The sequence below is a fragment of the Microcystis viridis FACHB-1342 genome, from assembly GCF_014698335.1.
GTDB classification, from domain to species: Bacteria; Cyanobacteriota; Cyanobacteriia; order Cyanobacteriales; family Microcystaceae; genus Microcystis; species Microcystis ichthyoblabe_A.
Genome location: NZ_JACJSV010000027.1, coordinates 1 through 14,417 on the forward strand (window position 1 = coordinate 1; position 14,417 = coordinate 14,417).

Genomic DNA, 14,417 nt, shown 5'->3' on the forward strand with positions numbered 1-14,417 from the left:
GAAACTAGGAGCAGATTTTTATTTTGCTACTCCTTATCATTCGTGGGAGAGGGGATTAAACGAGCATACCAATGGACTGTTAAGACAATTTTTCCCCAAGGGAACGAATTTTAAAATCGTTAAGCCAGAGGAGGTGGAAAGAGCCGTAAACTTGATTAACAATCGTCCTCGAAAATGTCTTGACTATCGTACCCCGAATGAGGTATTCTATAAAGGTAGATCAGACAGTGATGCAATTCAGACTTGAATTGGCCTCTATCACTAAATTTCTAATTATTGTGTTAATTTTAAATAATTTTTCTTAAACAATCTTTATTTTCATTGATTTTTCTTAATTAAGTATCGTTTCTATTCAGGCACTTAACTAATTGGAATTAAAAAAATTGTAGGGTTAATTCATGAGTTAACCCTACACATCTTTTCCATTCATACGCTTCACGAATTGGAAGCAAGTAGAGGCTTTTCCGAAGTATAAGGCGGCTTTAGAGGAGTTTCCATTCATACGCTTCACGAATTGGAAGCAAGGAAAACTGTATCAATACGCCCACGATAACCAGTTTCAGTTTCCATTCATACGCTTCACGAATTGGAAGCAAGCGTCCCCACTTGGCAACCCTATGGCAATGCTACGGTTTCCATTCATACGCTTCACGAATTGGAAGCAAGAAAATTTATCAATTTTTCCGATAGCCAAAACCTCTGCCGTTTCCATTCATACGCTTCACGAATTGGAAGCAAGTCTTGCGTTGTTCTGTTTTCCGTTGGTTCTTTCGGCACTCAAAGGTTTCCATTCATACGCTTCACGAATTGGAAGCAAGATGCAGGAAGCAACTACTGGTGAAAATCCAAGAGTTTCCATTCATACGCTTCACGAATTGGAAGCAAGAGAGTGGCTACTAAGCAATTTTTCAGTCTGGGGTTACGGCCACGTTTCCATTCATACGCTTCACGAATTGGAAGCAAGTTGGCTAGAACAAGCCAATCGTTTTTTGGACGAGTCGTTTCCATTCATACGCTTCACGAATTGGAAGCAAGCAGATTCTTCTGAGTCTGAGAAAGAAGCTGCTGATGTTTCCATTCATACGCTTCACGAATTGGAAGCAAGGTGCTTTGATACTTATACGCACCCAGCACAGAATGGTTTCCATTCATACGCTTCACGAATTGGAAGCAAGACGCAAGCCATCAAACTGTTCGAGGGTGGTAATTGTTTCCATTCATACGCTTCACGAATTGGAAGCAAGCCCCGACATGCCATCGGGCGGTGGGTGCCGGTGGTAGGGTTTCCATTCATACGCTTCACGAATTGGAAGCAAGAAGCCATCGGGCAAAAAACGGGGTTATCCACTGCTGAAATCGAGTTTCCATTCATACGCTTCACGAATTGGAAGCAAGCCTTTTTTATGTTTGCTGGCGCCTTGCTGCAAACGTTTCCATTCATACGCTTCACGAATTGGAAGCAAGACTAGCTTTGCAAAGCTAGGCTGTACAAGGATTGTACAACGATTTTTCGTGGGATACTGAAAAGCATAGACATTATTAATAATAATTGTCAATAGTCACCTCGGTCATCAGGCTCAAAGCCTTGCTGGACAAGGCATCGACGCACCTCAACGAAAACTCTAGATTTTCAGCCATTGTGTCTAACCCGCGAAAAATGTTGATAACTGATAACTGATAAGTAGCTGGTTATAATTAAATTAAAAATGGATTTTAGGTTCGATCCCCCCTGCCCCCCTTGATAAGGGGGGTGCCGATAGGCGGGGGGATCCCCCCTTAATCCCCCCTTAATAAGGGGGGCATCTGACAACTTTTAACGCCTACCTACTTAACTGATAACTGATAACTGATCCTATGGACTAATACCCGCAGATTTAAGGGCCTTGTCCATTAAGATTACATGGGTACTGCTTTCCTGTCCCTCATTGTCAGGACGACATCGCTTTTTGATGATGAGGAATAGCGATCACTTTTGGGAGAAGCAACTTTTTTGGCGATTTTGATGAGGAGGAGTGTGATCGCTTTTGGAAGGAGCAATTTTTGGGAATGGAAGTAATTAAACTAAAACTAATCAGAATAAATATCTCGACGATGACCAACTTGATGAATCGTAATAAAGTCATCATCAAAAGAATATATCACCCTGTAATCGCCAATTCTAAGTTTAAACAAACCGCTTAAATTAGAACTTAAACTTTGATGTCTAATATCATCAAAATTTTCATTTATCCAACGAACTTTTTTAAAGACACGCTCCCGAACAACTGCCGTAAGCGACTCTAAACCTTCAAAAGCTTTATCGGTAAATTCTATATGGCGACGCATTACCAATCTAATCCTAATCTTTGAGCTACTTCTTCCGCAGAAATTCCCCGTTCTCCATTTCGAGTTCGCTGTAAAGAGTCAGCTAGAGATTGAGAGACTTCGGTTTTAAGTTGTTTATCAACATCAGGATCATTTAGTAGAGATTGAACTGTTTCTGTAACAGTTTCTTGAATCAAAAACTTAAAATCTTCAACACTTAGGTCTTTAACTTGCATTCTTGTAATTAGAACTCACTATTCTGACTATAGCATCGTTTAAGAATAGCGATCACGTTTTGTGGGGATACAATTGGAGGATGCGATCGCTTTTTGATGATGAGGAATAGCGATCACTTTTGGGAGAAGCAACTTTTTTGGAGATTTTGATGAGGAGGAGAGGCGATCGTTTTCTTATCAAAGTCCTATAGAAATGAGATAGGATCAGGAAATTCCTGTAAAGTGTCAAGAATTTATGAAATCCATTAAAATCATTGTGGAAAAACATTCTGATGGCTATATCGCCTATCCATTGGGAATTCAAGGCGTAGTAGTCGGTGAGGGTGATACCCATGAAGATGCTCTTAATGATGTGCAATCGGCGATCGCTTTTCATGTTGAAACCTTTGGGGAATAAGTTCTCGAAGCTGACTCATCTTTATTAGAAGCCTTTGTTGTAGAAGCAATAGTCTAATGGCAAAATTTCCCGCTGATGCCCCTAAAGCCAAAGTGATTAAAGTTCTTGAAAAATTTGGTTTTTCAATTGTTAGATAAAAAGAGCATATTTCTATGATTAGAAAAAATCCAGATGGAACAACAACACTTTTAACGCTACCCAATCACAAGCAAATTAAAAGCTCTACACTAAGGAATATTTGCACTCAAGCGGGTATCTCACGAGATGATTTTATTGCTTCCTAAGTAGCTGGTTATAATTAAATTAAAAATGGATTTTAGGTTCGATCCCCCCTGCCCCCCTTGATAAGGGGGGTGCCGATCCCCCCTTAATCCCCCCTTGATAAGGGGGGTGCCGATCCCCCCTTAATCCCCCCTTAATAAGGGGGGCATCTGACAGCTTTTAACGCCTACCTACTTATGAAAAGATTTAAAGCAAAATCCTTTAAATGTGATTATTTGGTCTTTTGAAAGTGCGATCGCTACTTAGGGTTTGCTGAAAAAGTACGGGCGAAGCATTCGGATAGAAAATCTACGGTTTCACCGATAGGTTACTGCCCGAATGCTTCGCCCCTACAGGACGCGGGCCGATGAAGACGCAAGGTTTTGAAGCACGATTCTCTCAAAATCTTGCACCTGTTTCACGAGAAAAGCCACAAAACCCTGACCTTGCCTACATTTCACATTTATTCAGCAAACCCTACTTATGAGGGGTTTGTAGCCAGTGGAGAACTCGATCGAGATCGATCGAGTCGAGTTGTGGATCAGGAAATTGGCTATTATAAACGATGCCTAAAAAATCATCTCCTCCCGCATAAATTATTCTGCCGAGTTCAGTCTGGTTAAAGTTCCTCTGAAATTGTTGTCCCCACTGACGCATAATCCTGCTGAAATCTCGGATTTTTCTTAACCGATGAGATGGGATTGATCCCTGGCATTCTGTTTCCATTCATACGCTTCACGAATTGGAAGCAAGGCTGACTACAAGGTGCGTAACAACATCGTTAGTTTACGTTTCCATTCATACGCTTCACGAATTGGAAGCAAGGTCAGTCAAATTACTGCGTTAGGTGATGCTTCTTTTGGTTTCCATTCATACGCTTCACGAATTGGAAGCAAGTAAGTTATCTTAATCTTAAGAAGACAGCCAACACTGTGGTTTCCATTCATACGCTTCACGAATTGGAAGCAAGCTGGAAGGAGAATTGCCTGCATGGGCGGCTCCAAAAGTTTCCATTCATACGCTTCACGAATTGGAAGCAAGTGCTGCCTGGCATCTTGGAGAAGACGTTCCATTCAGTTTCCATTCATACGCTTCACGAATTGGAAGCAAGCGAAAAGTTACACGATCGCCTCTTGGGGACGTCCCTTGAGTTTCCATTCATACGCTTCACGAATTGGAAGCAAGCTTATTATACGTTTACGCTGGCTTATTATACGCTTACGTTTCCATTCATACGCTTCACGAATTGGAAGCAAGACTAGCTTTGCAAAACTAGGCTGTACAAGGATTGTACAACGATTTTTCGTGGGATACTGAAAAGCATAGACATTATTAATAATAATTGTCAATAGTCACCTCGGTCATGAGGCTCAAAGCCTTACTGGACAAGGCATCGACGCACCTCAACGAAAACTCTAGATTTTCAGCCATTTTGTCTAACCCGCGAAAAATGTTGATAACCGATAACTAATAACTAATAACTGATCACTGTTCCTATGGACTAATACCCGCAGATTTAAGGGCTTTGTCCATTAAAATTACATGGGTACTGCTTTCCTGTCCCTCATTGTCAGCACGACGCTGAATATAACTGCCATCGGATTGTAATTCCCATGCTTGTCGGTTATCTGACAACATAATCCCGAGAATTTCTTCTAGTTCCTTGGCGATCGCTGGTTCATCAATGGGTGTCACTGCTTCCACGCGACGAGTCAGGTTCCGCGTCATCCAATCGGCGCTACCAATATAAACCTCCTCCTGACCATCATTGTAAAAGTAAAAAATGCGGGAATGTTCCAAAAAGCGGCCGATAATGCTAATTACTCGGATATTTTCGCTTATTTCTGGCAATCCGGGCCGTAAACAACAGATGCCGCGAATAATTAAGTCAATCTGCACACCGGCACGAGAAGCGGCGTATAAAGCTTCTATAATCGGTTTATCGACAATAGAGTTCATTTTTGCCACAATGCGCCCCGTACCGCCATTTTTACAGTTTTTGGCCTCGCGATCGATCATTGCTAACATCCGTTTTCGCAAACTCACTGGAGCAATTAAAAGTTTGCGGTAGGATTGCTGACGGGAGTATCCAGTCAGAAAGTTAAATAAATCGGTGATATCTGCCCCCAAATCCTCGCGACAGCTAAGTAAGCCCAAATCAGTGTATAATTTAGCCGTTTTTGGGTTATAGTTACCCGTGCCAATATGGAAATAACGACGGATTTTATCCCCTTCTTTTCTGACCACGAGAACCACTTTCGTGTGGGTTTTTAGACCAACTAAGCCATAAACAACGTGAACTCCGGCTTGTTCGAGCTTTTTCGCCCAACTAATGTTATTTTCCTCATCAAAGCGTGCTTTTAGTTCCACTAACGCCGCTACCTGTTTCCCATTTTCCGCGGCTGCAATCAGGGAATTGACAATCGGGGAATCTCCGGAAGTACGATACAAAGTCATTTTAATCGCTAAAACATGGGCATCATAGGCCGCCTGGGCGATAAACTGTTGTACTGAGGCACTAAAGGAATGGTAGGGGTGATGAACGAGAATATCGTTATTGCGAATTAAAGTAAAAATATCTTCGCCATCCTGTTCTAAAATGCCGTCTTCGTTACCGTCAACTATTTCTCGCAATCCCTGTAAAACTGGTGGGGTGACAGGATTCCAAGGGGGATCTTTCAGTTCGGGACAGGGTAAAGACAGAAAATAAAATAAATCTTTGTGTCCCAGCAGTCCATCCACATCATAAACATCGATCTCCTCAAGTCCCAGATCGCGCATGATCCGGTCTTTAATATTGCTAGGGGTAGAACTGTGGATTTCCAGACGTACTGCCGATTTACCGATGCGGCGCTTGCGTACTTCTTCCTCGATCGCTAATAATAAATCATCGGCCTCATCTTCTTCGACGGAGATATCGGCGTTGCGTGTCACCCGAAAAGGATAACATTCTTGAATGATCATGCCGGGGAAAAGTGCCTCTAAATTGTGCATTACCACCTGTTCCAGAGGTACTCCCGTCCAAATCGAAGCTTTTCCGTCTTGGTGGCGTAATTCCTTGGATAATGCCAGAAAACGGGGGAAAACCTGCGGCACTTTCACTCTGGCAAATAATTCTTTATCGGTGTCGGGATCGCGAACGACTACGGCTAAATTGAGACTAAGATTAGAAATATAGGGAAAAGGATGACTAGGATCCACCGCTAGAGGAGTTAAAACGGGGAAAATATTTTGTTCAAAGTAATCATGGAGATAATTGCGCTGTTCTTGATGTAAATCAACATAGTTAATCAGATGAATTCCCTGTTCCACTAAGAGATTTTTTAGGGTGTGTTCAAAAAGACGATCCTGCTGTTGTACAAGGGGACGCAGACGTTTACTGATCTCGGTTAGCTGTTCCGAGGCAGTCCGGCCATCGGCACTTAAAACGGCTACATTTGCCTCTACCTGTTGTTTAAGCACTGCCACCCGTACCATAAAAAATTCGTCGAGATTGGCACAAAAAATGGCGGTAAATTTTAATCTTTCTAGTAGGGGAGTCCGAGGATCAAGTGCTTCATAAAGCACGCGACGATTAAATTCTAACCAGCTTAATTCTCGGTTAAAGTAATATTGCGAATCTTTAAGATCGATTTCAGAAGTTACGGTAGAAGCTTTAGCCATAGAGTCTAATACCTAAATAATAGATTAAACAGTTAGTAAGAAGCCACTTCAGCCTAAATTTGACTATTTTTGGCGTTTTTTTAGGTTACATTGCCCCAGATTAACCAAAGTTACCCCGATTATCTTGGATGCTAGTCCTACTGATTTTAGCCTGACTGGGGAAAAAATCAATTTATTAAAAGGTTAAGAAATCAGTCCCGACCGATCAAGGTTAAATTAATCTTTCGGTGAAATTAGATTTGTTAAATATCTAGACTTCCCCTTTGACAAAAGGCCATAACCTGTGCTGTGACAGGGATTAAGAGAATTTGTGCCGCTCGTTACTGGCTATAAATTAAGGAAACCCCTAATAAATATAACGCTTTCTGTTGCAGAGAAGTCGGTCGAGTTATCTTAGAAAAACCATAACTTCCCTCTCTAATTCTACATTTTACTATATTCAAGTAAATCGTCCTCAAGTCCTCCAATAGAGTCCGAGTAATATCTAGTTCCCAAGTAGAACCGGGGAACGCTCTCTTTAGGTTCTACCTGAATACTAATGCTATTTTAAGGCAGAGCCTTAGATATTGTGTTCCAAGAAGTTAATTTTGTCCTATTACTTATCAAATGATCTATCAAAACTAAGTTAAAGTAAAATCAATCGAGTGACCGCAAAACTTTTCCCAGAGATTCCCTCTGACAAAAGAAAAATCGACCCTTGTGACAAGGTCAAAGAATTTATTGGACATCAAGAGTTAAGTGAGAAACTAGGAGTAGATTTTTATTTTGCTACTCCTGATCATTCTTGGGAGAGGGGATTAAACGAGCCGACTAATGGACTAAGCTCAGACGGCTCTAAATCCCTTATTCTTGGATTAGCCGAATCTCCCCCACCCCCCGGAAGTGGGAAAGTTGGGGGGAGTCTTGCCTCTTGCATAAGTACCTCATCTCAACAGGCAATTTAAATTACGAAAAGCTTAACAATCGTCCTCGAAAATCTCTTGACTATCCTAGCCCGAATGAGATATGCTCTGATAGCTCAGACAGTGATGCAATTCAGGCTTGAATCGGCCTGTACACAGAACCGAGGATTTTAGGCATGAGGACGGAACACAAAAATCCAAAATTAAATTGTCAGAAATTAGCAGAAGTCTTTTTATCAAATCCCTTAATTGAAGATTGCTATTTTATGATACGAGAGGGTGAATTAGTCGCCTATATTGTTTCCTCTGGAGCTTGGAATTCTGAACAATTGTCCTCCGATTTACAGTCTCAGTTACCGGACAATCTTCTACCTAATATCTATGTGCAGATTTCCAGTTTACCCTTAACCGATAGCGGTGATGTCGATGAAACTGCATTAAAGAATATTGAAATTATCGATGATCATCAAGTTCAGGAAACAGAAGAAAAACTAGGCTCTTTGTCAGATATTGATCAAGTCGCTGTCGTCATGACTTCTAAAAAGAACAAAATTTTACCCCTACATCTATCAGAATTATTGCCCTTAAAAATAGAGAAAAAAAATGATCATCAAAAATCTGAAACCCCGATTCATCTGGTGATTCACACTTCTAACACTCAAGCTGGAATCAGTCACGGACAGCTTTTAGAAGAATCTGAACTTCAAACTAAAACCTTGGCAGAAATCCTCCAAAAAGCTGCTGAAAATTATTCAAATAAAGGGATTATTTATATTCAATCTAATGGATCAGAAGTTTTTCAATCCTATCAACAATTATGGGAAGAAGCTCAACAAATACAAGCCGGATTACAAAAGCAGGGTTTACAAGCTCAAGATAAAGTAATTCTTCAGCTATCGGAAAACTATGATATCATTTCCGCATTTTGGGGGTGTCTTTTAGGAGGATTTATTCCTGTTATTATTTCAGTGCCACCCAGCTATAAAGATTTTAATAATGAAATTCATAAAATTTCTCAAGTTTGGCAGTTGTTAGATGAACCTACTATTATCACAAATCAATCCCGTCAGCAAGAGATAAAACATTTAAAACAATGGTTGCCTAATCAAACCTTAAGATTGAGTTTTATTGAAGAATTAAAAACTTATTCTCCCCATCAGACTCATATTAGTCAACCGGATGATATTGCGTTCTTTAATCTAACATCAGGCAGTACAGGAATACCGAAATGTATCTCATTAACCCATAAAAATGTCATCTCTCGTGCGCGAGGAACAAACATCATTTGTGAACATCAAAACGACGATATTATTCTTAATTGGCTTCCTTTTGATCATATTGGAAGTATTTCAGACTGGAATATTCGCTGTGTCGAGTTAGGATGCCAAATGGTTTATGTTCAAACTGAATATATATTAGGTCGTCCTTTGAATTGGTTAGATTTAATTGCTCAATATCGAATTACCCATAGTTGGGCTCCTAATTTTGCTTATAATTTGATCAATGAAGCTTTAAAAAAAGAACCGGATCAAAATTGGAATTTAGATTGTGTCAAATTCTTTTTGGCAGCGGGTGAAGCCGTTTCTGGTCAAGCAGTTGGAGAATTTATTAACACCCTTCATCTTCAATATAATCTGAAAAAAACGGCGATGCGTCCTGCTTTTGGGATGGCAGAAATGGGGTCAGGAATTACCTATTATCAGCCGACAGAACAACAGCCATTACTCTTTCATACGGTTGATAAATCCTCCTTGAATTCTTCCTTAAAACGAGTCCATCCTGAACATCCCAATGGTGCAACCTTTACGGATTTAGGATTACCCATCCCAGGAATATCGATTAGAATTGTTAATGCTGATAATTCCCTATTACCAGAAGAAACCATTGGTCATTTACAAGTTAAAGGTCATGCAGTTTCACCCGGGTATTATAAAAACCCAGAAGCAAATCAAGACGCTTTCTTAAAAGATGGCTGGTTTAAGACAGGAGATTTAGCATTTATTAGTAACGGTCATTTAGTTATCACTGGAAGAAGTAAAGAAACCATTATTATTAATGGAGTGAATTATTATAGCCATGAAATTGAAACTGTAGTGGAAACTATTGAAGAAGTACAAGCGTCCTACACAGCCGCTTGTGCTGTTTATGATCCTAGGAATAGTACCGATCAATTAGCTTTATTTTTTAGTGCAGAAACCTTTGATCACCAGCATCTAGCGGAACTTCTGAAAAAGATTAGACGAAAAGTAATTAACAGTTTTGGCGTTAATCCTGAATATTTAATCCCCTTAAATAAAACTGAAATTCCTAAAACTTCCATTGGTAAAATTCAGCGATCGCAATTAACAAAACGGTTTGGAAATGGAGAATTTAATTCTATTTTAAAAGAAATAGATATTTTATTAGAAAACGATCAAACCATTCCTGATTGGTTTTACCAGAAAGTTTGGAAACCTCGATCTCCAGTTAACTTAAAACCCGAACTTTCCAAGTATTGTAGTTTAATTTTTCTGGATTGCTTGGGTTTAGGAGCATCTTTAGCAGAAAAAATCGAAGGGCAAAACTTACCCTGTATCACGGTTTTAGCAGCGGAAGAATTTTCTCAAATCAGTCAAAATTGCTATACTCTAAGACCCGGGACAGCCAATCATTATCAACAGTTAATGGCATCTTTATCCGAGCGAAAAATTATTCTTGGCAATATTATTCATCTGGGGACTTATCAAGACTATCAGGGAGAAATTTCAACAATTGAACAGTTAGAAAAAGCACAAGAAAAAGGAACCTATGATTTATTATTCCTAGTTCAAGCTTTAGCTAAAATTCATAATTTTAACTCAAAAATTCAATTGCTATTTGTTTCCAGTTATAGTCAATTTGTCATAGAAACCGATGAAATTGCCTATGAAAAATCTCCAGTTTTAGGACTGATCAAAACCCTAGCTCAAGAACTTCCTTGGTTAAATACTCGTCATGTTGATTTACCTCTGGATCAAACCGAAATTAATGTCAGTTATCTGCTGCAAGAACTATCGGTTTTATCCAAGGAAAGAGAAATTGCCTATCGCAACGGGAAACGTTTAATCGCAGGTTTGGAAAAAGTCAATTTACTTCAACACACCCAACAGGAATTACCCTTTAAATCAGGGGGAATTTATCTGATTACTGGAGGACTAGGGGGGATTGGCAGACAAATTGCTCAGTATTTGCTCAAAAATTATCAAGCTCGTTTACTGTTAATTGGAAAAACACCTTTACCAGAAAAACACCTTTGGAGTGAGTACCTCAAAACCGAAGATCAATTATCCTTAAAAATAAAAAGTCTCCAAGCTTTAGAAAACCTTGGGGGAGAAGTAATTTATCAAGCGGTAGATGTGGCTAATTTCCCTCAAGTTAAACAGGCTGTAGAACAGGTGAAAAAACAATGGCAAGGAGAACTTAATGGGGTGATTCATCTGGCTGGAATTTACAAAGATTGTTTACTTCTGGACGAAACTCAAGAGGGTTTATCGACAATTCTTCACTCTAAAGTAATAGGAACTTGGGTTTTACATCAACTTCTCAAAGAATCTCAGGGAATTTTTATTAGTTTTTCTTCCTTGGCTAGTTTTTTTGGAGGAGCGGCTTTGGGTTCCTATGCGGCGGCTAATAGTTTCCTTGAGTCTTTGAACAGCTATCAAAAATCTAAGAATTTGTTCCCCAGTTATTGTTATAGTTGGACAACTTGGCAAGAAACTGGGATTAGCCAGGGTTATCAGATGCAATACATAACCCGATCTCAAGGGTATTATGATATGACAGTGCGGCAAGGTTTAGACTCATTTCTAACGAGTTTATATCACAACCAAAGACAATTAATAATCGGTTTAGATGGGAGTAATAGCAAGATTAATCGTTTCACATCTAGGTCTGAAGGATGCCAAAAGTTAACGGCTTATTACACCCGTAAATCTACAGTTCAATCGGTCAATCTACCTAATCATGTTAGTCTAAAAGATCGATTGGGAACGTCCTATCAATGTCCCCTAGTTCTGCGACAATCTCTGCCTATTAAGGATAATGGAGACATTGATAAGCGGCAATTACTCAAGGAACTCCAAGGCAAAGAAAATAACGAATTGATAGCACCCAGAACGGAAGCTGAACGTCAAGTTGCTAAGATTTGGCAAAAGGTGTTAAATCTATCTCAAATTGGAATTCATGACAATTTCTTTGAACTAGGAGGACATTCCTTGCTGGCTAGTCAAGTCATCTCTCGTTTACGCGATGTTTTCTCGGTAGAATTGTCTTTGCACAGTTTATTAGAATACCCCACCGTTGCCAGTTTAACTCAAACGATTGAGGTGCTTAATGTAGCCAACAATAGTCAAAGTGTATCCAAAAGTGGTAAAGTTATGACAACAGCCTCAGAAAATTATGAAGAAGGAGAATTATGAAAATAGCTTAACTAAAATTTAAGCTTTTCAGATCCATTTTGGAAAAAAATGTAAAAAATTGTATCCATCACTAAAATTTATCATCCAGAATATGCTATAAATAGTTTCGGTTTAAAACAGTCTTTTTGTGGAGTATGTAAGCGGTTGCTCCCATAGCAACTGACTTTAACAATAACCACCGACTCCCCGCCATTGATAATTTTTGTTTGGTCTATAGTATTTAGTCTTTGAGGGACTTAAATTTATGAAAACAGTTGAATTTTTATCGGATCTGAATCATTTAGGTGTGACAATTTGGATGGAAGGGGATAAGCTGCGCTATCGTTCTCCTCAAGGTGTTATGACTCCCGATTTACTCGAACAATTGAAAGAGCATAAAGAAGAACTCATCGTTTTATTGCGTGAACAAGCTGACAATTTTAGTTCGGAAACAGACTATGATGTGGCAATTTGTGGCGGTGGATTAGCGGGTTTAACCTTAGCGAGACAGTTAAAACTTAAACAACCTAATCTTTCCGTTGTTGTTCTTGATAAAATGGCTCGTCCTTTACCCGAAGCTGGTTTTAAAGTGGGGGAATCAACCGTTGAAGTTGGTGCTTTTTATTTAGCAAATACGCTGCAGTTAACCGATTATTTTAACAATCAACATTTATCTAAACTGGGATTACGTTATTTTTTCAAACCTCAAGAAACTGAATTTCATAAAAGACCTGAACTGGGATTATCAGAGTTTCATGCTCCTAAATCTTATCAAATTGATCGGGGTAAATTAGAAAATGATTTACGCCAATTTAATATTGAAGCAGGAATTGACCTTAAAGAAAATTGTTCGGTTAAAGACATCGAGTTTGCTGAAGGGCTACAGCAACAGCATAAAATTATTTATACTCAAGGCAGTGGAGCGAATCAAAAAACTCATTGTATTAAATCCCGATGGGTTGTCGATGCGATGGGTCGTCGTCGATTTATACAGAAGAAACTCGGTTTAGCGAAACCTAATCATAATAATTACAGTGCGGTTTGGTTCCGAGTTGAGGGTCGTTTTGATGTCAGCAATTTTGTGCCAGCCAGTGAAGAAAAATGGCATCGGCGTGTTCCTAATAACAACCGTTATTATTCTACAAATCATTTATGCGGTGAAGGATACTGGGTTTGGTTAATTCCTTTATCTACGGGTTATACCAGTATTGGCATTGTGGCTCGTCAAGATATTCACCCGTTAAAAAATTATCATAACTATGAGTTAGCCTTTCAGTGGTTAAGGGAAAATGAACCCGTTTTAGCGGCTCATTTAGAAGGTAAATCCCCAGAAGACTTTAGAAAGATGCCGAAATATAGCTACTCCTCGAAACAAGTCTTTTCCTTTAATCGTTGGGCTTGTGTCGGTGAAGCAGGCCTATTTCCTGATCCGTTTTATTCCCCCGGTTCAGATAGTATTGGTTTTGGCAATTCTTTAACCACTCAAATGATTGAACTTGACCTTAAAGGTCAACTAACTCCCGAAAGAGTTGACGATGCGAATCACTTTTATTTAACCTATCACGATGGGTTAGCCTTTAATATTCAAAATTCCTATAACTGTCTTAAAAATGGGACAGCGATGGCTACAAAAGTCATCTGGGATACCTTAGCTGGATGGACATTCGGTTGCTTAATGATGTTTAATTCCATCTTCCTTGACCCGGAACTTAAGATGAAAGTTCAACAGATTAATGCAGAATTTTTCCCTCTTTCCTATCGAATACAACAACTATTCCGAGATTGGGCAAATCAATCCCTGGGTCGGGTTAGCTTTGAATTTATTGATTACTTAGCAATCCCCTTTGTAAATGAACTGCGAACCAGGAATTTACAATCTAATAAAACCGAAGCTGAAATCATAGAAGCTTATCGAGCCAGCTTAAAATTATTAGAAGAATTTGCTCAAGTCATTTTTCAAATTGCCTTAGAGGATACCAGACCCGAACTGTTACCTAAAATTAACGAACACCCCTGGTTAAATGCTTGGGCAATTAGTTTGGATGCCAGTAAATGGGAGACTGATGGGCTGTTTTCGCCTAAGAGCGAACCTCGTAATTTACACAGCATTAAAAAACAATATTTAGAGGCAATAAACCGATAAAAATAGACGAATCAAGTTGATTATATCTCTAACAGTAGCTCTAGCTTGAGCTACTGTACTCAGCCAAATATCACCCCCATTCCAAAAATACCAGAA

At 39.4% G+C, this 14,417-nt stretch carries 9 protein-coding genes, 1 pseudogene and 2 CRISPR repeat arrays; of the genes and pseudogenes, 6 read left to right on the forward strand and 4 right to left on the reverse strand.

Translation table 11 applies throughout. The features are described from left to right. The coding region (locus tag H6G40_RS10650; protein ID WP_190537171.1) for an IS30 family transposase at positions 1-247 on the forward strand (247 nt) is incomplete at its 5' end. Between the two features lie 171 nt (positions 248-418). Beyond that, a CRISPR array of direct repeats spans positions 419-1,464; the repeat unit is 35 nt; unit sequence GTTTCCATTCATACGCTTCACGAATTGGAAGCAAG. Between the two features lie 603 nt (positions 1,465-2,067). Here the strand turns inward: H6G40_RS10650 and H6G40_RS10655 are convergent. Beyond that, the gene (locus H6G40_RS10655; RefSeq protein WP_002741151.1) at positions 2,068-2,325 is read right to left on the reverse strand and encodes a type II toxin-antitoxin system RelE family toxin; all 258 of its coding nucleotides are present in this window, start codon (positions 2,323-2,325) and stop codon (positions 2,068-2,070) included. After that, entirely contained in the window at positions 2,325-2,540 is a 216-nt protein-coding gene (locus H6G40_RS10660; RefSeq protein WP_002741152.1) for a hypothetical protein, read from the reverse strand. The genes H6G40_RS10655 and H6G40_RS10660 overlap by 1 nt, the downstream gene beginning before the upstream one ends. Before the next feature lie 235 nt (positions 2,541-2,775). On the opposite strand from H6G40_RS10660, the gene H6G40_RS10665 reads away from it, so the two are divergent. Further along, positions 2,776-2,937, forward strand: a complete 162-nt coding sequence (locus H6G40_RS10665) for a type II toxin-antitoxin system HicB family antitoxin (protein WP_141705412.1) — start codon at positions 2,776-2,778, stop codon at positions 2,935-2,937. A gap of 152 nt (positions 2,938-3,089) precedes the next feature. Continuing rightward, the gene (locus H6G40_RS23260; RefSeq protein ID WP_242028742.1) at positions 3,090-3,221 is read left to right on the forward strand and encodes a type II toxin-antitoxin system HicA family toxin; all 132 of its coding nucleotides are present in this window, start codon (positions 3,090-3,092) and stop codon (positions 3,219-3,221) included. A gap of 454 nt (positions 3,222-3,675) precedes the next feature. Here the strand turns inward: H6G40_RS23260 and H6G40_RS10675 are convergent, their stop codons facing one another. Both H6G40_RS10675 and ppk1 read right to left on the reverse strand, forming a co-directional pair. Continuing rightward, on the reverse strand, positions 3,676-3,855 hold the full coding sequence (locus tag H6G40_RS10675) for a hypothetical protein (RefSeq protein ID WP_002741157.1): 180 nt from the start codon (positions 3,853-3,855) through the stop codon (positions 3,676-3,678). A gap of 61 nt (positions 3,856-3,916) precedes the next feature. Continuing rightward, positions 3,917-4,455: direct repeats of the CRISPR family, unit length 35 nt; unit sequence GTTTCCATTCATACGCTTCACGAATTGGAAGCAAG. A gap of 237 nt (positions 4,456-4,692) precedes the next feature. Then, positions 4,693-6,861, reverse strand: a complete 2,169-nt coding sequence (ppk1, locus tag H6G40_RS10680) for a polyphosphate kinase 1 (RefSeq protein WP_190537649.1) — start codon at positions 6,859-6,861, stop codon at positions 4,693-4,695. A gap of 629 nt (positions 6,862-7,490) precedes the next feature. Between ppk1 and H6G40_RS10685 the strand changes: the two are divergent. The 3 genes and pseudogenes from H6G40_RS10685 to H6G40_RS10695 all read left to right on the forward strand — a co-directional run. Next, positions 7,491-7,682: pseudogene (locus tag H6G40_RS10685) on the forward strand (IS30 family transposase); the annotation flags it as partial. Positions 7,683-7,939: 257 nt separating this feature from the next. Continuing rightward, positions 7,940-12,199: an SDR family NAD(P)-dependent oxidoreductase gene (locus H6G40_RS10690; protein WP_069474084.1), complete on the forward strand. Its 4,260-nt coding sequence runs from the start codon at positions 7,940-7,942 to the stop codon at positions 12,197-12,199. Positions 12,200-12,443: 244 nt separating this feature from the next. Then, on the forward strand, positions 12,444-14,321 hold the full coding sequence (locus tag H6G40_RS10695; protein WP_002734343.1) for a TubC N-terminal docking domain-related protein: 1,878 nt from the start codon (positions 12,444-12,446) through the stop codon (positions 14,319-14,321). The last annotated feature ends 96 nt before the right edge of the window (positions 14,322-14,417 follow it).

Excerpts from the sequence above, each read along its gene's own strand:
- H6G40_RS10655 (WP_002741151.1), bottom strand. The coding sequence starts at position 2,325 with ATGCGTCGCCATATAGAATTTACCGATAAAGCTTTTGAAGGTTTAGAG.
- H6G40_RS10660 (WP_002741152.1), bottom strand. The coding sequence starts at position 2,540 with ATGCAAGTTAAAGACCTAAGTGTTGAAGATTTTAAGTTTTTGATTCAA.
- H6G40_RS10665 (WP_141705412.1), top strand. The coding sequence starts at position 2,776 with ATGAAATCCATTAAAATCATTGTGGAAAAACATTCTGATGGCTATATC.
- H6G40_RS23260 (WP_242028742.1), top strand. The coding sequence starts at position 3,090 with ATGATTAGAAAAAATCCAGATGGAACAACAACACTTTTAACGCTACCC.
- H6G40_RS10675 (WP_002741157.1), bottom strand. The coding sequence starts at position 3,855 with ATGCGTCAGTGGGGACAACAATTTCAGAGGAACTTTAACCAGACTGAA.
- ppk1 (WP_190537649.1), bottom strand. The coding sequence starts at position 6,861 with ATGGCTAAAGCTTCTACCGTAACTTCTGAAATCGATCTTAAAGATTCG.
- H6G40_RS10690 (WP_069474084.1), top strand. The coding sequence starts at position 7,940 with ATGAGGACGGAACACAAAAATCCAAAATTAAATTGTCAGAAATTAGCA.
- H6G40_RS10695 (WP_002734343.1), top strand. The coding sequence starts at position 12,444 with ATGAAAACAGTTGAATTTTTATCGGATCTGAATCATTTAGGTGTGACA.